16 protein-coding genes are annotated in these 20,608 nt (G+C 63.9%); 9 read left to right on the top strand and 7 right to left on the bottom strand.

What is annotated here, in order from left to right; translation table 11 throughout:
• Positions 1-19 precede the first annotated feature (19 nt).
• Both ABE528_RS03570 and ABE528_RS03565 read left to right on the top strand, forming a co-directional pair.
• Positions 20-1,336, top strand: a complete 1,317-nt coding sequence (locus ABE528_RS03570) for an NAD(P)/FAD-dependent oxidoreductase (RefSeq protein ID WP_152956636.1) — start codon at positions 20-22, stop codon at positions 1,334-1,336.
• Complete coding sequence (locus ABE528_RS03565) at positions 1,336-1,752, top strand: RidA family protein (RefSeq protein WP_152956635.1); 417 nt, start codon at positions 1,336-1,338, stop codon at positions 1,750-1,752. Before ABE528_RS03570 ends, ABE528_RS03565 begins: the two co-directional genes overlap by 1 nt.
• An 86-nt stretch (positions 1,753-1,838) precedes the next feature.
• Here the strand turns inward: ABE528_RS03565 and ABE528_RS03560 are convergent, their stop codons facing one another.
• Together ABE528_RS03560 and ABE528_RS03555 are read right to left on the bottom strand one after the other, a co-directional pair.
• Positions 1,839-2,744 (bottom strand): LysR family transcriptional regulator, encoded by a 906-nt coding sequence (locus tag ABE528_RS03560; protein WP_103447619.1) that lies wholly within the window; start codon positions 2,742-2,744, stop codon positions 1,839-1,841.
• Between the two features lie 141 nt (positions 2,745-2,885).
• Entirely contained in the window at positions 2,886-3,806 is a 921-nt protein-coding gene (locus tag ABE528_RS03555) for a LysR substrate-binding domain-containing protein (protein ID WP_103447620.1), read from the bottom strand.
• Positions 3,807-3,957: 151 nt separating this feature from the next.
• On the opposite strand from ABE528_RS03555, the gene ABE528_RS03550 reads away from it, so the two are divergent.
• From ABE528_RS03550 to ABE528_RS03535, 4 genes are all read left to right on the top strand, one after another.
• The gene (locus tag ABE528_RS03550; protein ID WP_346652214.1) at positions 3,958-4,707 is read left to right on the top strand and encodes an SDR family NAD(P)-dependent oxidoreductase; all 750 of its coding nucleotides are present in this window, start codon (positions 3,958-3,960) and stop codon (positions 4,705-4,707) included.
• 76 nt (positions 4,708-4,783) lie between these two features.
• The gene (locus tag ABE528_RS03545; RefSeq protein WP_346652213.1) at positions 4,784-6,082 is read left to right on the top strand and encodes an MFS transporter; all 1,299 of its coding nucleotides are present in this window, start codon (positions 4,784-4,786) and stop codon (positions 6,080-6,082) included.
• 23 nt (positions 6,083-6,105) lie between these two features.
• Positions 6,106-6,954 (top strand): transketolase, encoded by an 849-nt coding sequence (locus tag ABE528_RS03540; RefSeq protein WP_152956631.1) that lies wholly within the window; start codon positions 6,106-6,108, stop codon positions 6,952-6,954.
• Positions 6,951-7,949 carry a transketolase family protein gene (locus ABE528_RS03535; RefSeq protein ID WP_103447624.1) on the top strand — a complete coding sequence of 333 codons (999 nt, stop codon included), beginning with the start codon at positions 6,951-6,953 and terminating at the stop codon, positions 7,947-7,949. The genes ABE528_RS03540 and ABE528_RS03535 overlap by 4 nt, the downstream gene beginning before the upstream one ends.
• 118 nt (positions 7,950-8,067) lie before the next feature.
• Here the strand turns inward: ABE528_RS03535 and ABE528_RS03530 are convergent, their stop codons facing one another.
• Entirely contained in the window at positions 8,068-8,331 is a 264-nt protein-coding gene (locus tag ABE528_RS03530; RefSeq protein WP_152956630.1) for a hypothetical protein, read from the bottom strand.
• Positions 8,332-8,501: 170 nt separating this feature from the next.
• Between ABE528_RS03530 and ABE528_RS03525 the strand changes: the two genes are divergently transcribed.
• Entirely contained in the window at positions 8,502-8,888 is a 387-nt protein-coding gene (locus ABE528_RS03525; protein ID WP_346652212.1) for a VOC family protein, read from the top strand.
• Between the two features lie 75 nt (positions 8,889-8,963).
• A complete protein-coding gene (locus ABE528_RS03520) occupies positions 8,964-9,533 on the top strand; it encodes a hypothetical protein (protein WP_346652211.1) in 570 nt (189 codons plus the stop codon).
• 63 nt (positions 9,534-9,596) lie between these two features.
• Here the strand turns inward: ABE528_RS03520 and ABE528_RS03515 are convergent, their stop codons facing one another.
• The 3 genes from ABE528_RS03515 to ABE528_RS03505 all read right to left on the bottom strand — a co-directional run bounded on the left by ABE528_RS03515 (position 9,597) and on the right by ABE528_RS03505 (position 12,883).
• Positions 9,597-11,270, bottom strand: a complete 1,674-nt coding sequence (locus ABE528_RS03515) for an MFS transporter (protein WP_346652210.1) — start codon at positions 11,268-11,270, stop codon at positions 9,597-9,599.
• 189 nt (positions 11,271-11,459) lie between these two features.
• Positions 11,460-11,894, bottom strand: a complete 435-nt coding sequence (locus tag ABE528_RS03510) for a VOC family protein (RefSeq protein WP_346652209.1) — start codon at positions 11,892-11,894, stop codon at positions 11,460-11,462.
• A gap of 62 nt (positions 11,895-11,956) precedes the next feature.
• A complete protein-coding gene (locus tag ABE528_RS03505; RefSeq protein WP_152956625.1) occupies positions 11,957-12,883 on the bottom strand; it encodes an alpha/beta hydrolase in 927 nt (308 codons plus the stop codon).
• Positions 12,884-13,057: 174 nt separating this feature from the next.
• Between ABE528_RS03505 and ABE528_RS03500 the strand changes: the two genes are divergently transcribed.
• Positions 13,058-17,932, top strand: coding sequence for an NEL-type E3 ubiquitin ligase domain-containing protein (locus ABE528_RS03500; protein WP_346652208.1), 4,875 nt, complete (start codon positions 13,058-13,060; stop codon positions 17,930-17,932).
• Here the strand turns inward: ABE528_RS03500 and ABE528_RS03495 are convergent, their stop codons facing one another.
• A complete protein-coding gene (locus ABE528_RS03495; RefSeq protein WP_346652207.1) occupies positions 17,933-20,449 on the bottom strand; it encodes a UvrD-helicase domain-containing protein in 2,517 nt (838 codons plus the stop codon).
• Positions 20,450-20,608: the final 159 nt, after the last annotated feature.

Below are 20,608 nucleotides of genomic sequence, written 5' to 3'. Positions count from 1 at the left end.
CCTGAACAAGGGCTCGGACATGACACTGAACAACATCGAAATCGACACCCTCGTGGTTGGCGCCGGCCAGGCCGGCGTGGCCATGAGCGAACACCTGAACAAGCTCGGCGTGCCGCACCTGGTGCTGGAGCGCAATCGTATCGCCGAGGCCTGGCGCACCGGCCGCTGGGATTCGCTGGTGGCCAACGGCCCAGTCTGGCACGACCGCTTCCCGGGGCTGGAATTCAACCTCGACGCCGACGCCTTCGCCGGCAAGGACCAGGTCGCCGACTACTTCGAACAGTACGTACGCAAGTACAACCTGCCGGTACGCACCGGCATCGAAGTGAAGAAGGTGGTACGCAACGCCGACCGCCCCGGCTTCACCGTCGAGACCAACGAAGGCGTGATCCGCGCCAACCGCGTGGTGGCCGCCACTGGCCCGTTCCAGAAACCGGTCATCCCGGCCATCGCGCCGAAAGATGCCAACCTGCACCAGATCCACTCCGCCGCCTACTACAACCCCGAGCAGCTGCCTGAAGGCGCCGTGCTGGTGGTGGGCGCCGGTTCCTCCGGTGTGCAGATTGCCGAAGAACTGATGCGCGCCGGGCGCCAGGTATACCTGTCGGTCGGCGCCCACGACCGCCCGCCACGGGCCTACCGCAACCGCGACTTCTGCTGGTGGCTGGGCGTACTGGGCGAGTGGGACGCGGAAATCGCCAAGCCGGGCCGTGAACACGTGACCATCGCTGTCAGCGGCGCGCGGGGCGGCCACACCGTGGACTTCCGCGCCCTCGCCCACCAGGGCATGACCCTGGTCGGCCTGACCCAGTCGTTCGAAAACGGCGTGGCACGCTTCCAGGACAACCTGGTCGACAACATCAACCGCGGCGACGAGAACTACCTGGCCCTGCTGGATGCCGCCGATGCCTACATCGAGCGCAACGGCCTGGACCTGCCGCAAGAGCCTGAAGCACGCAAGCGCCTGGCTGACCCGGACTGCATGGTCAACCCGCTGCAGCAACTGGACCTGGCCCAGGCCGGCGTCACCAGCATCATCTGGGCCACCGGCTACGGCGTGGACTTCAGCTGGTTGCAGGTCGACACCTTCGACGCCAACGGCAAGCCCCAGCACCAGCGCGGCGTAGCCCGTGAGCCGGGCGTGTACTTCCTCGGCCTGCCCTGGCTGTCGCGCCGTGGCTCGTCGTTCATCTGGGGCGTGTGGCACGACGCCAAGCACGTCGCCGGCCATATCGCCACGCAACGCACCTACCTGGCCTACCGCGACCGCGAGCAGCGCGACGCGGATGAGCAAGCAAACCCGATCAGCAACGTCAGCACCTTTGGAGCCCACTGATGCCTACCCATACTCGCATCCGCATGTTCAACACCAAGGAAACCTACCCCAACCAGACCCTGGACAACGACCTGTGCCAGGCGGTGCGGGCCGGTAACACCATCTACGTGCGCGGCCAGGTCGGTACCGACTTCGAAGGCAAGCTGGTTGGCCTGGGTGACCCTCGGGCGCAGGCCGAGCAGGCGATGAAAAACGTCAAGCAGCTGCTTGAAGAGGCCGGCTCCGATCTGTCGCACATCGTCAAGACCACCACCTACATCACCGACCCGCGCTTCCGTGAGCCGGTGTACAAGGAAGTCGGCAAGTGGCTCAAGGGTGTGTACCCGATCTCCACCGGGCTGGTGGTGGCCGGCTTGGCCCAGGCCGAGTGGCTGATGGAAATCGACGTGATTGCAGTGGTGCCGGATCAGCAGTGATCCATGTGGGATAGCTGGGGGCGCTCTGCGCCCCTTTCGCGGGGAAACCCGCTCCTCCAGGGAGCGGGTTTACCCGCGAAGCTTTTTCAGAACTTGGCCAGTTCTTCGCGGCAAAACTCGACAAACAACTGCGCGGGTTTGGTCAGCTGCACCCGCTTCAGGTGCGCCGCCGCCAACCCCGACAACGCCACCGGCTCGGCGATGTCGATCATCACCAGCTTCTGCCCGTCATACGTGCATTCCGAATGCGGCCGGGTCACCAGCAATGAAAACCCGAAGCCCTGCCCCACCATCCCGCGCACCATCTCGATCGACGGCGAACTGAAGACGATATTCGGCGTCAGGCCCATTTCATTGAACAGGCTGACGAAGTAGGTCCGGCTCGGCGCCACGTCCAGCAAGATCATCGGCTCCGGGCACAGGTCCCGCAGCGACACCTGCGCCTGGCCGGCGAAGCGGTGCTTCTCGGGCAACAGCACGTAAGGCTTCTGCGGCGGCATCAACGGTTCGGCCTCGATGGTGCCATCCAGGTCGTGGTCGTAGAGAAACGCCAGGTCGAACGTGCCGGCAGTCAAACCCTGGATCAGGTCCTGCTGCTCGCCATCGCGCAAGCGAATATCCACGCCCGGATAGCGTTCGCGAAAGCCGGCGATCAGCCGCGGCAGGTACAGCGGCGCCACGGTTTCGAAGCAGCCGATGTCGATCTGCCCGGCCACCGTGTCGTTGTCGGCCAGGGCGTTCTGCTCGAACTCGTGGGCCATCTGCAGCAGCGATTTGGTCTTGGCGTAGAAGCGCTTGCCGCTGGGGGTCAGCGACACGCCCTGGGCGTGGTGGCGGATGAACAGCTGCACACCGAAGCTTTCTTCCAGGCTCTTGATGGCCGTGGAGATCGATGGCTGGGCGATGTACAGCTGCCGCGAGGCCTCGGCGACGCTGCCGGCCTCGACGGTGGTGACGAAATACTTCAGTTGTCGCAGGGTGTAGGAAGCCACAGGCACCTCGTTGGCGCCGTTCGCGGGCGCCTTGGAATTTTCCTGCCACTTTACCCTGTGGCCTGATTCAGCGGGCTGCCGGGTGATGAAGGATTTGCCTAAGGCTTGAACATAGTTTTCTTGTGTTGCCGGTGCGGGCACTCAATAACTGAAATCATGCCCCAACTGCCCCTGCATCCATGCCAGAAACCGCCTCACCCGCGGCAGCTCGGCATGCCCCCGCGGAAACACCAGGTGATGGGCACTGACCGGGCTTGCCTGCTCGGCGCCGAACACCGGTACCAGTTGCCCACGCGCCACATAGTCCTGCGCCAGCAGCGAACTTTCCAGAATGAACCCGTAGCCATGGCTGGCTGCCTCCAGGCTCATGTACGAGCGGTCAAAGCTCAAGGCAAACGGTGCCTGTGGCAGCGACACGCCCTGCTGGGCGAACCACAACGGCCATTGCACCAGCGCCGACTCGGAGAGGATCAGGTTCTGTCCCAGCAAATCGGCCGGTTGGTCGATCGGCTGGCGTGCCAACAGCGCCGGCGACGCCAGCACCGTGGCGCGCTCGTGGCGGATGGTGCGTACCTCCAGGCTCGGCCAGTTGGGGTAGCCATGGCGGATATCGACGTCGATCTGGTGGCGGCCAAAGTGCAGCGCTTCATAGGAGCACGACAGGTTGATCTGGATATCCGGGTGGCTGGCGCGAAACTGCTCCAGCCGCGGCAACAGCCAGAGCAGGCCGAAGCTCGGCGCCGAATGCAGGCGCAGGCAGTCGAAGCCGACCGCGCTACCGGCCCGCTCGGTGGCGGTGGCCAGGCTTTGCAAGATGCCGGAAACCTCGCGCAGGTACTGATCCCCCGCCGCCGTCAAGGTCACCCCCTTGGCCGTACGCAGGAACAACGGCCGGCCGATCAGTGCCTCCAGGTTGGCGATCTGGTGGCTGACCGCCGACGGGGTCAAGTTGAGCTGCTCGGCGGCGCGCGCGACGTTACCAAAGCGTGCGGCCTGCTCGAAGGCCTGAATCGCTTTCAGCGGCGGCAGTTGCAAGGGCTTCTTGCCCGGATCGTGATTCATCGTATTCCTTGGGTGTCACGGGCCTCGAACGTGATCACGCCCCTGCCCTGTGCTGAATTTTTTTCAGCATAGGCTGAAGCGCACTGCGTTGCCCAGCCCTCGTCCGGATACCAAGCTGTTGCCCACAACAACAAACATCCGGAGTACACCCATGCTGCTCGAAGGTAAAATCGCAATCGTCACCGGCGCCGCCTCTGCCCGCGGTATCGGCCGCGCCACCGCCCAGGCCTTTGCCGCCCACGGCGCCAAGGTGGCCATCCTCGACCTCGACCTGCAAGCCGCCCGCGACGCCGCCGCGCAGCTGGGCGATGGCCACCTGGGCCTGGCCGCCAACGTCGCCGACGAAGCCCAGGTGCGTGATGCGGTGGCCGAGGTCCTGGCGCATTTCGGTCGCATCGATGTGCTGGTCAACAACGCGGGTATCACCCAACCGGTGAAAACCCTGGACATCACCGGCAAGGACTATGACCGCATCCTCGACGTAAACTTGCGCGGCACGCTGCTGATGTCCCAGGCCGTGATCCCGTCCATGCGTGCCCAGCGCTCAGGCAGTATCGTCTGCATGTCGTCAGTGTCGGCGCAGCGTGGCGGCGGCATCTTCGGCGGCCCGCACTACAGCGCCGCCAAGGCCGCCGTGCTGGGTCTGGGCAAGGCCATGGCCCGCGAACTGGGGCCGGACAATGTGCGGGTCAACGCCATCACGCCCGGCCTGATCCATACCGAAATCACCGGCGGCCTGATGCAGGACGAGCGCCGCCACGCCATCATCGACGGCATCCCCCTGGGCCGCTTGGGCGAGGCCCGCGACGTGGCCAACGCCGCCCTGTTCCTGGCCAGCGACCTTTCCAGCTATCTCACCGGCATCACGCTGGACGTCAACGGGGGCATGCTGATTCACTGACGCCCCCACGCACTATGTATCGCATCTGAGCCCCGCCACGGCAGGGCAATCGATAACAACAAGAGATCAGATCGACATGACCACCCTAACCCTCGACGCGGCCACGGCCGCGCGCAGCAATGCCTATCGCAAGACGGCCTGGCGGCTGATGCCCTTTCTCATGCTGTGCTACCTGTGCGCCTATCTCGACCGGGTCAACGTCGGCTTCGCCAAGCTGCAGATGATGGATGACCTGGCCCTGTCCGAAGCGGTCTACGGCCTGGGCGCCGGGATGTTCTTCATCGGCTACTTCCTCTGCGAAGTGCCGAGCAACATCATCCTGCACAAGGTCGGCGCTCGGCGCTGGATCGCCCGCATCATGATCACCTGGGGCCTGATTTCGGCGCTGTTCGCCTTCGTCGAGACAGCCTGGCAGTTCTATGTGCTGCGCTTCTTCCTCGGCGTCGCCGAAGCCGGGCTGGCACCAGGCCTGCTGCTGTACCTGACCTACTGGTTCCCGTCGTACCGGCGGGCGAAGATGACCGCCCTGTGGTTCATCGCCATCCCGCTCTCGGGCATGGTCGGCGGGCCGCTGTCGGGCTGGATCATGGAGCGTTTCGCCGGCGTGCACGGCTGGGCCGGCTGGCAGTGGATGTTCGTGCTCGAAGCGGTGCCGACCGTGCTGGTAGGCATCCTGGTGCTCAGTTACCTCAAGGATGGCGTGCACCAGGCGCACTGGCTCAACGACGAGGAAAAGGCCCTGCTGCGCAAGGAGCTGGCCGAGGACGAGCAGCACAAGGTGCAGCATGGCTCGGTGGCCGACTTCATCCGCGACCGCCGCCTGTGGCTGCTGGCCGGCATCTACTTCTGCGTGGTCATGGGCCAGTACGCGATCACCTTCTGGTTGCCGACCCTGGTGCGCAATGCCGGCGTCGCCGACCCGCTGCACATCGGCTTGCTGACCAGCCTGCCCTACCTCTGCGCCATCGGCGCCATGCTGTTGGCCGGACGCAGCGGTGACCGCCACCGCGAGCGGCGCTGGCACCTGGCGATCCCGATGCTGGCCGGGGCCCTGGGCCTGACCCTGGCGGCAGTGTTCGCCAGCCACCTGAGCCTGTCGATCCTCAGCCTGTGCCTGGCGGCGTCCGGCATCCTCTCGGCCTCGTCGCTGTTCTGGATGCTGCCGACCACGCTGCTTGGGGGGGTGTCGGCCGCCGCCGGCATCGCCGCAGTCAACAGCTTCGCCAACCTGGCCGGGTTCTGCTCACCCTTCCTGATCGGCTGGGTCACCAGCACCCTGGGTAACAACGCCATTGGCATGTACCTGATCAGCGCCGTGCTGATCGTCGGTGCAGCACTGGTGTTCCGCGTACCTGCGAGCCTGGTCAACCGTTAATTACCCTAGTAAGGAGCTACCCCATGAATGCCGTACCCGCTACCCCGGGTGCGCGGCCTCTGGCTGCGCGCGCCTACAACATCCGCCGTAACGCCCTGCGCATGGGCCAGGTCCAGGGCCAGGGCTATATCGGCCAAGCCCTTGGCGCCGCCGACTTGCTGGCCGTGGCCTACTGCCACGCCCTGCGCTTGGACCCGGCCAACCCCGAGTGGGAACAGCGCGACCGTTTCTACCTGTCCATCGGCCACTACGCCATCGCCCTGTACGCCGCGCTGATCGAAGCCGGGGTAATCGCCGAGGATGAACTGGAAAGCTATGGATGCGACGACAGCCGCCTGCCGATGTCCGGCATGGCCGCCTATACCCCCGGCATGGAAATCACCGGCGGCTCGCTCGGCCACGGCCTGGGCATTGCCGTCGGCGCCTGCCTGGGCCTCAAGCGCAAGGGTTCGACCAGCTGGGTCTATAACCTGCTGTCCGATGGCGAGCTGAACGAAGGCTCGACCTGGGAAGCGGCGATGTCCGCCAGCCACTGGCAGCTGGACAACCTGATTGCCCTCATCGACGTCAACAACCAGCAGGCCGACGGCCATGCCAGTGAAATCCTCGCCTTCGAACCCATCGTCGACCGCTGGCAGGCCTTCGGTTGGTTCGTGCAACGGGTCGACGGCAATGACCTCGACGCCCTGGTCAAGGCGTTCGACCTGGCCCGCGCCCATACCGGCGCGCAACCGCGGGTGATCGTCTGCGACACGCGCATGGGCAAGGGCGTGCCCTTCCTCGAAAACCGCGACAAGACTCACTTCATCCGTGTCGACGAACACGAATGGGACCTCGCCCTGCAAGCACTGGACGCCGGGAGCCGCGCATGAACAACCCGACCGTAGCAGCAAAACGCCTGACCACCTCGGCGATGATCGCCTCGATTGCCGCCGAAGGCCAACCGACTCGCCCTGCGCCGTTCGGCCATGCCCTCGCCAGGCTGGCCGAGCAGCGCCAGGACATCGTCGGGCTGAGCGCCGACCTGTCCAAATACACTGACCTGCATATATTCGCCAAAGCCCACCCGGAGCGCTTCTACCAGATGGGCATGGCCGAACAGCTGCTGATGAGCGCCGCGGCCGGTATGGCCCGCGAAGGCTTCACTCCGTTCGCCACCACCTATGCGGTGTTTGCCTCGCGGCGCGCCTATGACTTCATCTGCATGGCCATTGCCGAAGAAAACCTCAACGTCAAGATCGTCTGCGCCCTGCCCGGCCTGACCACTGGCTATGGCCCCAGCCACCAGGCCACCGACGACCTGGCGATCATGCGCGCCATGCCCAACCTGATGGTGATCGACCCGTGCGACGCCCTGGAGATCGAACAGGCGGTACCGGCCATCGCCGCCCACCAGGGCCCGGTGTACATGCGCCTGCTGCGCGGCAACGTGCCCTTGGTGCTGGACCGCTACGACTACCGCTTCCAGCTGGGCAAGGCCCAGGTGGTGCGCGGTGGCCGTGACGTGCTGGTGATTGCCAGCGGGCTGATGACCATGCGCGCACTGGAGGCCGCCGAACAGCTGCACAAGGATGGCGTGGATGTGTCGGTGCTGCATGTGCCGACCATCAAGCCGCTGGACGAAGCGACCATCCTGGCCGAGGCCCGCAAGCCGGGGCGGCTGGTGGTGACGGCGGAGAACCACTCGATCATCGGCGGGCTGGGTGAAGCGGTGGCCGGCGTGCTGCTGCGCAATGGCGTGACCCCGACCTTCCGCCAGATCGCCCTGCCGGACGCGTTCCTCGATGCCGGGGCGTTGCCGACCTTGCATGACCGCTATGGCATCTCCACCGAGGCGGTGGCGCGGCAGATCAAGGGCTGGCTGTAAGCAGCAATGTCCCAGTCGCCGGCTTCCCGGTGACTGGGACATTTCAGTCAACACACTGCTGTAGTCGCAGAACTGCACACCAACGTGCCTAGGCCCATAACCCTATTTTCGATCGTCGTCACTCGAAGGGGATGTTGGCGACTACACAATCATCGCCAATCAACTTGTACCCGTGCTCGCACAGCATTCCCACGACCGGGGCAACGCCGCGTTTCTTTCGGGATAGTTTTTCCATCGCATCAGCATCTCTGCCATCGACGGCATCCGCCTGGAATGTTTTCAAATCGTCGATCTGGCTGCCGCCGTCACGGGTATTCAACTGCTGTTGTGCTTGCGCGAGGCCCGTAGCGATCAGAAGTACAACCATAACCCTGAACTTCATATGCATTACTCCTTGCTGAGATGGGATTGCTGGCCAAGGCTATTGCCGAACAACCTATGCCCCCATCTGGAAATGCAGCAACGTAAAGGAGCCGGGCCAGGCCTCGCTGGTGAATTGGGCCAGAGCCGTCTTTACTGGTAGGTAACGACCCGCAGGTACGGTGTGCGCCTATGAAGATCGTTGTTACCAGCATCCTCGTCGACGACCAGGCCAAGGCCCTGGCTTTCTACCATTACGTTCTCGGCTTCGAGCCCAAGCACGACATCCCCATGGGCCAGCATCGCTGGCTGACGCTGACCTCACCCAACGACCCCAATGGTGTCGAGTTGCTGCTGGAGCCCGATGCGCACCCGGCGGCCAGGATCTACAAGCAAGCGCTGAAACAGGACGGCATTCCGGCCACCTCCTTCGGCGTGCGTGATATCCAGGCCGAGTACACCCGCCTGTGCAAGGCTGGCGTCGTGTTCATCAAGGAGCCCACGCGCCTCGGCCCGGTCACCGTCGCGGTGTTCGACGACACCTGCGGCAACCTGATCCAGATCGCCCAGACACACTGAGCAACGCCAATGGCAGCCAATGCTGCCATTGGCTACATTGCAGCTGTATCCCGTGCGCCACAACAAGGAAAACAGATGCGCCACGAATTCAGCGAAGTGCTCAACGACCTGGTCGACTATTTCCTGCTGGGTGATATCCAGCTGCTCGATCGTTTCAAACACGAAAATCACCTGTCCGACGACCTGGCCCGCGAGTTCACCAGCAACGACAGCGGCGACAAGGCCGTGGCCGAAGGCGTGGTGGTACCGCTGGCGGGGGTCGACAACCTGCCCTATCACATCGTGTTCACCCTCGATGGCCACACGCCGGCTTTGCTCGAACCCGGCAGCCGCCTCAAGCACCGACGCAACGGCTATGTGCTGCAAGTCGAGAACCGTCAGGTGATGCTGTACACCTGGCGCGTCCTGCAGCACTTCACCCCCAAGACGCTGGGTGACCTGCTGGCCCGCTATCAGGTGCCGGGGCGGCCGATGATCGAGCTGGACAACGGCTGGTACGACGTCGAGGTGCTGGCAGGGGCGCTGATCAGGGACGGGCTGTACGAACCGGCTTTTGAATTCGTGCTGAAGAAGCGCTGGAGCCGGGGTGAGGCCAAGGGAGTGGATACCGGGTATGCCTTCAGCCTGCGGGGCTATTTCGATTGAGGTGTACCTGTACCGGCCTCTTCGCGGCTGTAGCGGCTTTAGCCGCGAAGAGGCCAGTCCTGCCTAACTGATATCCCGATCCTTGGTCTCGGGCAGGAAGCAGATCCCCAGCACCGCCGTCATCAGCGCAATCATGATCGGGTACCACAAGCCGTAATAGATATCCCCGGTCGCCGCCACCATGGCGAACGCCACCGTCGGCAGGAAACCCCCGAACCAGCCGTTGCCGATGTGGTACGGCAACGACATCGAGGTGTAGCGGATGCGCGCCGGGAACAATTCAACCAGCCAGGCGGCGATCGGCCCGTAGACCATGGTCACGTAGATCACCAGGATGGTCAGCAGCAACAGCACCATCGGGTAGTGGATCTTCGCCGGGTCGGCCTTTTCCGGGTAGCCCGCCTCTTTCAAGGCGCCGCCCATGGTCGCGGTGAAGGCATCGCTCTGGGTCTTCAAGTCGGCGGCCGCCAGCTTGCTGCCATCGAAGCTCGGGATCACCCGTTCACCAATGCGCACCTGCGCCACGCTGCCAGGTTCGGCCACCTGGTTGGTGTAGGGAATCGCCCGCTTGGCCAGCAGGCTCTTGGCGATGTCGCAGGAGCTGGTGAATTTGGCCTTGCCCACCGGGTCGAACTGGAACGAGCACTGGCCAGGGTCGGCGACCACCACCACCGGGTTCTGCTCCTGGGCGACGAACACGTCCGGATTGCCGTACTCGGTCAGCGCCTTGAAGATCGGGAAATAGGTCAACGCGGCGATGATGCAGCCAGCCATGACGATTTTCTTGCGGCCAATGCGGTCCGACAGGCTGCCGAAGAAAATGAAGAACGGCGTGCCGATCAGCAACGACCCGGCGATCAGCAGGTTGGCGGTCTGCGGGTCGATCTTGAGCATCTGCAGCAGGAAGAACAGCGCATAGAACTGCCCGGTGTACCACACCACCGCCTGCCCCGCCGTACCGCCGAGCAGCGACATGATCACTACCTTGAGGTTGTCCCAGCGGGCGAACGACTCGGTCAGCGGCGCCTTGCACGCCTTGCCTTCGGCTTTCATCTTCATGAACACCGGCGACTCGTTGAGCTGCATGCGGATGTACACCGAAATCGCCAGCAGCAGGATCGACAACAGGAATGGCACCCGCCAGCCCCAGGCCTCGAACACCTCGGTGCCCATGACGGTGCGGCAGGCCAGGATCACCAGCAGCGAGAGGAACAGGCCAAGCGTGGCGGTAGTCTGGATCCACGCCGTGAAGTAGCCGCGCCGGCCCTTGGGCGCGTGCTCGGCGACATAGGTGGCCGCACCGCCGTACTCACCGCCCAGTGCCAGGCCCTGGAGCAGCCGCAGGGTAATCAGGATGATCGGTGCCGCCACGCCAATCGCCGCGTAGCTGGGCAATAGCCCCACCACCGCGGTGGACAGGCCCATGATGACGATGGTGATGAGGAAGGTGTGCTTGCGCCCGATCATGTCGCCCAGGCGGCCGAACACGATAGCGCCGAACGGCCGCACCGCAAAGCCGGCGGCGAAGGCCAGCAAGGCGAAGATGAACGAGGTGGTTTCATTGACGCCGGCGAAGAAGTGCTTGGCGATGATCGCTGCCAGCGAGCCGTACAGGTAGAAGTCGTACCATTCGAACACGGTACCTAGCGAGGAGGCGAAAATAACCTTGCGCTCCTCCTTGGTAATGCCCCGTTGGGGCGCGCTACTGCCCGAGGACGCGCTGTCGAGAACCGCCATGGTGTGCCTCCGTCTTGTCGTTATCGCAGGCCGGAGTACCTCACACCCATTTCACCGTCGCACCCAGGCCCTAGGGCTAGCATTGGTTGCGCGAAGCACGACGAGGTCAGCTGCCTCGGATCGCAGCAAGGTAATTGAAGCATAATCGGCTTTGCCGCAATATCCACTTGCCAGCATCGCCAGATGCCATCACCCCAGAAACCGCTGCACCTCGGCCTCGACCGGGCCCTTGAGCTCGACCTGATTGCCATCAGGGTCGAAGCAGTACAGCGACAGCCCTTCGCCTTCGGCGCCATAGCGTTTCTCGGCCGCTTCGACCGACACCCCTGCCGCCTCCAGGTAGGCTGTAAGGGCCTTTTCATCGAAGGGTTCGATACGCAGGCAGAAGTGGTGCAGGTTGCGCCCTTCGGCCCCCGGCGCCGCACCACCCGGCCGGCCTAGTGGGCCGTCGAGCGTCACCAGGTCGATCATCGCCGTGCCGGTCGCCAGGTGAACCATGCCCAGGTCCGGGCGCTCACGGCTGACCGTGCAGCCCAGCAGGTCGCGGTAGAAGGCCACGCTGCGCTGCAGGTCACTGACCCGCAATACCAGGTGGTCGATGTGCTTGATGGCGAACGGTCGCATGCCAGCGCTCCTTGAGGTGTTCGTCACCTTAGCGCAGGAGCCGGCAGGCTGGCCATCACTCGCTATTCGTTCACCAGGCGCTGCAGCAGCCCTCCCTCATGGCGGGCCAGAATGCGCAGGATCTGATCGACCAGTGCCCGGTCCGGCGCCTCCAGGTGGAAATGGTGCCCACCGGGGTGCCAGGACACCTTGGCATGGCCCGGCAGCGCCGCCTGGCGCTGTTCGAAACCGTTGCCGGTGAATGCGCCCTGCCTGCCGAACATCAGGTACAACGGGCAGCGGATTTCCCGCAGCAGGTCACACGCCTCACGCTCGGTCAGGGGCATCGGCTCGGGCAGCACCAGCCGTGGGTCGTGGCGCCAGCAATAGCCATCGGCCAACTGCAACAGGTCGCGCAGGGCCAGCAGCCGTGCGGCATCCTCCGACAGCTCACCCTCCAGGCGCTTGCGCCGTTGTTCGAGGGCGGTTTCCAGGTTGTCGAACCGGCTGCCATCAGGCTCGCCAAAACCTTGCAACTGGCTGCGCTGGACCATCTTTTTCAGCCGATAGGCGCGCGCCAGGTGCTGCACGCGATCATCCTCGGCCACGGTGAACGGCGCGCCGATGCCATCGAGGAAGATCATGCTGGCGATGCCACTGGTCATGGCGGCCAGCAGCGAGGCGATGCCGGTGCCCATGCCGTGGGCGAGCACGTGAAACTGGGACAGGCCCAGGCTGTCGGTGACCGCCAGCATGTCCTCGGCGTGCTCCCAGAGGTAATAGCCACTGTCATGGCGGCGGTGATCGGAGCGACCATGGCCGACCAGGTCGGGGGCCACCACGAAGCAGCCTTCCAGCAACGGCCCCAGGCGCTCGAACGAGGCCGCATTGTCCAGCCAGCCATGCAAGGCCAGCACCGGGATGCCGTCTTCTGGCCCCCAGGTGCGTACCGCAATTTCAATACCATCGAGGTCCAGCAAATGATCCTTGGGACTGCACAGCGAATGCATTGGAGTTCTCCCTGACAACATGCCGTTCCCCACCATCCCTCAGTCGGCCTGGCCACGCTGGCCTCTCCCCGACCCTTGCATGCACAGGACCGACCCGTGCAAGCAACTAACTACCACCCTCTGCTGCCGCGCAGGCTGCCGAATGGCGCTTCTTTCGACAGGAGTACCATCAGCATGACAACCCCACCCACGCCCTACCATCAAGCCCAGATCGACCGCAGCCTGCCCCTCTGGGCGCGCACGATGCATCCTGAGCATACTCGCCGCATCGTGCAGGCCGTACGCAAGGACTACCTGGATGAAAATGGCGCGCCGTACAGCTGGTACGCTGCAGCCAGCCAGGACGACCAGGCGCTTGTGCGGCAACTCATTGGCGAACGCGATACTCAGTTCAAGGCGTTACGCGGCGCGCTCAAGGGCTTCAAGCAGATCCATGAGTTCTGCAAACCGTTGCTGAGCCAGCAATTGGGCCTGGATGTCGAGGTGGACCAGGCCCAATACATCCACCAGCCCTACAAGGTGTTCATTGAGCAAACAAACCCGCCCGGTCTGGAGATTTCACTGGACCAGCCCCAACCCTTCATCACCGAACCCGACGGGCCGCCGCAACCACGCTCCCTGCTGGAAGCCGCCCTGCATAATTTTGCCGGGTCTGAGCAAGTAGGCCCCTATGACACCTTGACCCAAGGCCCTGGCAGCAACAAAAGACCCCGCGGCCTCGCGCCACAGATGTTCATCGATCAATGCCGAGCGCTGGACCTGGGCCAGCGCTATCAAGACCACCTGCAAGCCATCTACGAAGGGCCTGGGCAAGCAGAGATCGAACAGCGATGGATTGACGCAAGCCGCCAGGCGCTGAAAACCCAGGCAATGATTGCCTACCTGAAAAACCTCGTGACGCTGAAGGGGCGTGATGCGTTGACCCAGCTGTGCGATAACCACCCCACACCGCGCTATGCCGACGACTCGCTGCACTGCTGGCGCTTCAGCCTGTTCGGCATCCCGCTGAATGATGTCCTGGTGATCGGCCCGGATCGCACCGACCAGGCCAACCCGTGCATGCTCTACATGCCTCAGGATCAGGAGCAACCACTCAGGGAATTCCCCTCGTTACAGAAGGCCGGTGCGCATTTGCGCCAGCGCTTGCTGCAAAGCACGTTTCGCCGCCTCCTGATCGCATTCGCTGACCAGGACAAACAAGCCGAACTCAGCGACAAGCTGGATAACGCCCTGTTCGAACAAACCCCATCCGGGCGCAAGCCCGCTGTGAATCCCAAGGTGCAGTTCGACTCTGCCAAGCTGGCGCTGCCCATCTGGCCGGTGCTGTACCGCAACCACACGCGGCGCCTGAAAGCTGATGCCCGAACAATCGCGGTTCCCACCGCCGATGTCGATGCCAAAGCACGCAAGGAACGGCTTGCGCGGTGGCTTGACGCCGGCATGAGCGTGCTGAATGTGGCTGCGTTCTTTGTGCCTGGGCTAGATGTCGTCATGCTCGGCGTGTTCGCCTACGACATCATGGATTCGGTGTTCACCGGCTTTGAAGCCTGGGAGAACGGCGATACCCATGAAGCATTGCTGCAACTGGAATCGCTGGCCATCAATGCGGCCACGATCGGCGGCTTTGCCGTCGGTGCAAAACTGCTCAAGGCGTCGGGGTTTGTCGATGCACTGCAAAGCGTCTGGAAAGATGGCCGGCAAAGCCTTTGGCAGCCCGATATGCGCGCTTATGTCAGCGAAGAAGTACTGCCCGCAGACGCGCAAACCAACGACCAGGGACTCTACGTCATTGGTGGCAAAGACCATGTGCTGCTTGAGGGGCAGTTGTACGAAGTGTTCGAAGGCATGGATGGAAAATGGCGCGTCCGCCATCCTCACACCGCCGACGCCTATAGCCCGGCATTGCGCTACCTGGGTGACAAACGTTGGCAGCTGGAACATGACGACCCGCTCGCATGGGACGACAGCAAACTGCTGAACGGGCTTGGCCCGTTCAGCGACGGCCTTGAACCCTCGGAACAACTCACGGCCCTGCGCATTGCCGGTGGCGATGCAGACAGCCTGCGCCACAGCCAGATCAGCGGCGCACGCCCACCCGCGTTGCTGGCCGATACCTTGCTGCGCCTGCGCCTGGATAACGAAACCCAGAGCATCATCACCCGGGTGCGCCACGGCCTGCCCCTGGCAGCCTACAAGCATTTCGCGCTGCCGGAACTGACCAGCATGCCGGGCTGGCCAGCGCGTTACCGGTTGAAGGTGTTCACGGGGCCTGAAAAGTGGGGGGAGGCCGTCTACTTCGGCGCTGAAGATGCCCCCGATGCATTATCCATCGAGATCGGCCGGGAAGACCTCGACTCAGGTAACCTGAGCAGCGTCGTCGTGGAGCAGATGGATGAGCAAGCCTTGCAACAGTTGCTGCCAGGCATTGCGCCGCAACAGCGCGCACGCGCTCTGGATGAGCAATTGGCGAAGCGTTTGACAGAACGCCGCAGCGACATCTTCGACAGCATGCTCAAGCGCCAACAAACGTCTCCCGGCGCCGCCGCGCAGACGCTCGGCAGCCAGTTTTCCGGCTTGCCCGCTAGCGCACTGGAAGAGCTGGTAGCCCATGCCGGCAGCAGCGAACGGCAGCGCATGGCGAGTGGCCGCGTGCCCTTGCGCATGGCTGAAGAAGCCCGCTACCTGCAAGCCCGCGCCCGCCTTGACCGTGCCTTGCTGGGCCTGTACCGGCCCAGCCTGGCCAATGCTGATAGCCAGTTGCTGGGCGAAGCCCTGCAAACTGCACATCCGCACGCGAGCGAAGCCCAATTGCTGGATATCGCGCTTGCCGACCGCCCCGGCTGTGCCACGCTGCTTGGCCAGCAACCGATCAAGCCCGGTTTTCGCACGCCCATGCGCCTGGCCCATGGGCGTATCGGTTACCCGCTCAGCGGTCGCGGCGCAGCCAACCTCAGTGCGAGTGTTGCTGCGCGGCGGCTGCGCTCACTGTTCCCTGACTTGGACAGTCGCCAGTTTACGGCCTTGCAGGCCGAATTGAGCGAGACCGGTGACCTCGGAGCCGCTATTGGGCGGTTGCAAACAGAGTTGCGCAATCTCGAGCATGACCTGAACGAATGGGTCGCGAATGCGCAGGGCCTGGACGATCGTCTGGACAGACAACAATGTGCCGAGCAACTCAAACGGGCCTGGCGTCGGGAAGGTGGGAGCAACCAGCTGGAGCTGGAACGCATGCGTCTGGCGGATTTACCCGCAATCAGCGCCCGCATGCCGCACATCCAGGAACTGAAACTGACCCAGTTGGAACTGCAGCATCTGAATGAACAGTTCCTTTCCTGCTTCCCCAACCTGCAAAAGCTGGAAGTGACCGGCAACCCGGAAATAAATGCAGAGGCGCTGTATCAGGCGCTCGGGTCAGTGCCCAAATTGCGCTCGCTGGACCTGACCAGCAATGCCCTGCAATCCCTTTCACCCACTGCGCAGCGGGTGCTGGCCGCGATGCCGGACCTGCGCCAGCTGAACCTGCGTCGCAACCGGCTGACACTTGACGAAGACACATTGGCCTTCCTGAGCAAGTTGCCGCTGGATGTGCTGAGGCTGGGCAGCAACCGCATCACGCTCGATGAAGGCCTCGCTGCAAAGTTCCAGGATCTGGTCCATCCGCAACAGCTGGACCTGGACTTCAATCCCTTGCAACACGCACCCGATGTCAGTTTCATGGCTCGGCTCCGGCATCTGAACTTGAACAACAGCGAGTTGCAGGCATGGCCCAAGGGCCTCACCACCTTGATGAGCCAGCCACAGTATCAGTTGCGTTATCTGGACCTGTCGTTCAACCGCATCCACCATATCCAGGACCTCGCCAACATACTCCGCAGCCCGTATGCACGCGATGTCGCCGCCCGGCTGCCTGAACGCAACTGGCTGTTCAACTACAACAATATCGAGGCCGAATCATTAAGGCGCTTGCGCGCCAGCGGTGTGAACGCCTTCGAGCACACGCCCGAGCGGCCTGAATGGCAGGGGTTTTGGCGAGACTCGGCGAGCAGCCAGCAGGATCAGCTCTGGGCCGACCTGTTCGACGAGGACGAAAATGGTGACCTGCAAGCCGTGTTCGAACGCCTGACCTACTCGAAGGAAGCGCAACGCGATCCACACGGCCTGCGCACGCGGGTATGGTCACTGCTGGAGCAAGCCGGTGAAGACACTGCGCTGCGAGAGCGCCTGACGGCGGTGGCGAGACTCTTCCCTCCCACCTGTGGCGATGCCGGCGCCGATGCCTTCAGCGCTTTGGAGGTCGAATTGCTGGCCGATCGGGCAGCGGGCCAGGCACAGGGCAGCGCCAAACCGCTTGTCGACTTGTATCGCCAGCTGTATCGCCGGGAACAGGTCAACCACCTGGCAGATCGCATCAGCCTCCAGCGCAATCTGCGCAAACAGGCGCTGTTGAACAATGCCCTGGACGATGAATTACCGCCCTACGACGCGTTGGACTACCCTGCAGCCTACCCTGATGTGGACCTGCAAACGGGCGCGGTCGATGACATTGAGGTCCGCCTCGCCCTGCGACAGTCCCTGGCCGAGCACCTCGACTTTCCCGAGCCCAGCCGCGGCATGCTTTATCGAAGTGCTGCAAGGATCAACCAGACGATCATCGACAACGTAGGCGCGGCCGTGCTCGAACGCGATGCCGACGTTGCGGCCCGGCAGCGTTGGATGATCGGGGAACCGGTCTGGGTTGACTACCTAAAAGCCAGATATGCCAGCCAGTTCGAAGCTATAACCGATTTCTGGCGGCCCGGCGTCGACTACCTGTTCCATTGCTGGGATGAACAATACGACCCCGTCCCCCGACTTGACAGCGCCATAACCCGGGTGCTGAGCGCAGCCATGCCGGATTCGCCTTTGGACGCAAGCGGCATGCTACGGCGCGTGCCACTCGAGGAGGCAGCGTTCAAGGATGCCATGGACGCCTTGACGCGCGCGCAGCAAGAGGTCGAGGACGGCCTGCTGCTGAGCCTTACCCGGCAAGTGGAAACCTTGGACGCGTGATCACTGGCCGCGCAGGTCTTCGAAGAAGGCCTGCCGCCCATCCACCTGGCTCGACGCCCGCGGCACGCCCATCGCTTCTGCGTTGGCCGCCTCCACATGCCAATAGCAGTGCCTGACCGCACGGGTCACCGCGACATAGGCCAGGCGCTGCACCTCTTCCTTCTGCGCCGTGTCGAACGGCTGGGCATCGCCGGCCTTGCCCAGGCCAGCCTGGCGGTACACCTGGTTCTTGTACGGCGAGCTGGTCAGGTACTGGCAATCGCCTAGCATGAACACCGCGTCGGCCTGCAGGCCCTTGGCGCTGTGGTAGGTCAACTGGCGCAGGCGCCGTTGCTCGGCCGGCAACTGGGCTTCGGCGTGCAGTACGCTTTGCAGGTGCTCGCTCATCAGGGCTTTGTCGCTGCCCTTGCGGTACAGCATCATCACCGACTCCCCGCGCTGGTAATGCTCGATCAGCGTCTCGCCCAGCGCCGCCTCATCCCGGTCGAAGACCCGCACCGGGGCACCCGGCAGCTCGGCGGCCGGCCCACTGGCACGGGCCTTCTTGCCGGCAATGGCCGGTGTGCCTTTGACCAGGTGCTCGGCGGCATCGATCACCTGCTGCTGGCAGCGGTAGTTGTCGACCAGCATCACCCGGGTATTGGCCGGTGACGGGAAGGCCTTGGTGAACTCCATGAAGTACTTCGGCGAACTGCCGCGCCAGCCATAGATCGACTGCCAGTCGTCGCCCACGCACATCAGCGAGGCATGCTGGGCATTGCGCCCAGTGTGCATGGCCGGGCCACGGCGGCGGATTTCCGCGAGGCTGGCGCGCAGCCAGCTGACGATCTGCGGCGAAACGTCCTGGAACTCGTCGATCATCAAGTGCGCCAGTGGCCGCAGCAACGGATCGGGCAGCAGCCGCAGGTTCTCCGGGTTGTTCTCGCCGAACAGGGCGAACATGCGGTTGTAGCTCATCACCGGTGGCGACTGGTCGAGCAGGTGCGCTTCCAGGGCTTTCCAGTACAGGGCCAAGGCCTCGAAGAACAGCGCGTCGGGGTCGCCGGCCGGAAAGCTCATGGCCGCCACGGCCGGGTTTACCTCCAGGCCAAGGTTCTCGATGAAGTTGGCGGCGCCGACGAAGGCGTCGAGCAGCGGCGCCGCGGCCAGCTCACCTTTGACCTTGTACTCGAAACCGGGCCCGGCCACGGCATCGCCGGCCAGCGATGCTGCCAGGCGCCGGGCCATGGCGTAGTTGTCGAGCCAGATCAACGGTTTGTCGCAGAACGCCTGCAACAAGGTGCGCTTGACCGCCCACTCGGCTCGCACTGCCAGCTTGGCGCCGGGGCGTTGGTACTGGGCGCTTTCCGCCGGGTCGAAGCCCAGCACCACCCAGGCATCAAGGCCTTGCAGGCGGCCATGCACATGGAACCGGCTACCACGGATCTCGACGGTTTCGCGGCAGGGCTCGATTCCCTTGATCGGCCAGGCGCCAGCGGCGAACCACAGGTCTTCGATCACGTCGCACAATTCTTCGTCACGCTGGGCGGCCAGCTGGGTGACCTGCACCCGCTTCTGCACATCCGGGTGGTCCGGGTCCAGTGGCTTGAGTTGCAGGGCCTCGCGGCGCAAGGTGGCGACAATCTCGGCGAAGCGCGGGCTGGCGCCGAGCAACTGGCTGTAGCACTGGTTGAGCTGTTGGCGCTGGGCATCGTTCAGGCGCAGGTCGAACGGGTTGCTGTCGGCCTCCGCCTCGCGGCCAGCCGGCATCTCGTTGCCCAGGGTCTCGAACGCGCGCACCTGGCCGAAGCCCGGCAAGCTGCGCACCAGCGGCAGGATCCGCGAATGGAAGGTCCGCACCAGCTCGCGGGCCTTGGCTGGCTGCAGGTCGAGTTGCCACAGGGCGAAAACCTGCACCAGGCGCTTGATGAAGTCCTTGCGCGATTCGCGGGTGAAGGTGACCACGGTCATCGCGTCCAGCTCGTAGCCCAGGTAGTGACGCAGCAGCAGGATGCGCAGCACCAGCGAGGTCGACTTGCCCGCCCCGGCGCCGGCCACCACGCAGGTGGACGGCGTGTCGCTGAAGATCAGCTTCCACTGCGCCGCACTGGGTTGGGCCTCGGCGGGCAGGCGCTGGGCAACGTCGGCCTTGAAGCGTTTTTTCAGCTCGGCGCTCAACGGCAGGCGCCAATCATCGAATAAGTTGTCGTCCTGCCCGGGCACGGCGGCGGTGGCCGGGCGGGCGTCGCGGATCACCAGCACCTGGCGCCCGGCCTCGTAGCCTTCCACTCGGCCACGCTCGAAGCCTTCGCGCAGGCCATCGGCATGGCCGCTGCGCTGGCCGGTGACGTGGCCAAGGAACCAGGAGTCGCGGTGTTGGGCCTGCAGTTGGGTCAGGCCACGGCCCAGCAGGCGGGCAGCCAGGCGGCGCAACCAGGGCAGCTGGGCGGGCGGGGTCAGTTCGGCGGGGGCCTGGGGTTGCTCGTGGGCCACGGTCACTCCGTTGAAAATCAAATCAGCGGGCCATGTTCGCCGCATCTGCCGAAAATCGCCAGCGAATGCTTGCAGATCAGTGGATTAGGCGATGAATCGCATAATCCACATCGCCACTATCAATCTATTTTTATGATCATAATTAGCCGATATTTACGCTTATTTTCGATCTATTTTTGCCGCATCATGGCTTCATTCCACTGA

The organism is Pseudomonas sp. TWI628 (assembly GCF_039673865.1).
GTDB lineage: Bacteria > Pseudomonadota > Gammaproteobacteria > Pseudomonadales > Pseudomonadaceae > Aquipseudomonas.
The sequence above is the reverse complement of the archived record's forward strand: the minus strand, read 5'-3'. Positions and strand labels throughout refer to the sequence as shown.

Excerpts from the sequence above, each read along its gene's own strand:
- ABE528_RS03525 (WP_346652212.1), top strand. The coding sequence starts at position 8,502 with ATGAAGATCGTTGTTACCAGCATCCTCGTCGACGACCAGGCCAAGGCC.
- ABE528_RS03510 (WP_346652209.1), bottom strand. The coding sequence starts at position 11,894 with ATGCGACCGTTCGCCATCAAGCACATCGACCACCTGGTATTGCGGGTC.
- ABE528_RS03550 (WP_346652214.1), top strand. The coding sequence starts at position 3,958 with ATGCTGCTCGAAGGTAAAATCGCAATCGTCACCGGCGCCGCCTCTGCC.
- ABE528_RS03565 (WP_152956635.1), top strand. The coding sequence starts at position 1,336 with ATGCCTACCCATACTCGCATCCGCATGTTCAACACCAAGGAAACCTAC.
- ABE528_RS03555 (WP_103447620.1), bottom strand. The coding sequence starts at position 3,806 with ATGAATCACGATCCGGGCAAGAAGCCCTTGCAACTGCCGCCGCTGAAA.
- ABE528_RS03505 (WP_152956625.1), bottom strand. The coding sequence starts at position 12,883 with ATGCATTCGCTGTGCAGTCCCAAGGATCATTTGCTGGACCTCGATGGT.
- ABE528_RS03520 (WP_346652211.1), top strand. The coding sequence starts at position 8,964 with ATGCGCCACGAATTCAGCGAAGTGCTCAACGACCTGGTCGACTATTTC.
- ABE528_RS03495 (WP_346652207.1), bottom strand. The coding sequence starts at position 20,449 with ATGCGGCGAACATGGCCCGCTGATTTGATTTTCAACGGAGTGACCGTG.
- ABE528_RS03545 (WP_346652213.1), top strand. The coding sequence starts at position 4,784 with ATGACCACCCTAACCCTCGACGCGGCCACGGCCGCGCGCAGCAATGCC.
- ABE528_RS03570 (WP_152956636.1), top strand. The coding sequence starts at position 20 with ATGACACTGAACAACATCGAAATCGACACCCTCGTGGTTGGCGCCGGC.
- ABE528_RS03535 (WP_103447624.1), top strand. The coding sequence starts at position 6,951 with ATGAACAACCCGACCGTAGCAGCAAAACGCCTGACCACCTCGGCGATG.
- ABE528_RS03540 (WP_152956631.1), top strand. The coding sequence starts at position 6,106 with ATGAATGCCGTACCCGCTACCCCGGGTGCGCGGCCTCTGGCTGCGCGC.
- ABE528_RS03515 (WP_346652210.1), bottom strand. The coding sequence starts at position 11,270 with ATGGCGGTTCTCGACAGCGCGTCCTCGGGCAGTAGCGCGCCCCAACGG.
- ABE528_RS03530 (WP_152956630.1), bottom strand. The coding sequence starts at position 8,331 with ATGAAGTTCAGGGTTATGGTTGTACTTCTGATCGCTACGGGCCTCGCG.
- ABE528_RS03500 (WP_346652208.1), top strand. The coding sequence starts at position 13,058 with ATGACAACCCCACCCACGCCCTACCATCAAGCCCAGATCGACCGCAGC.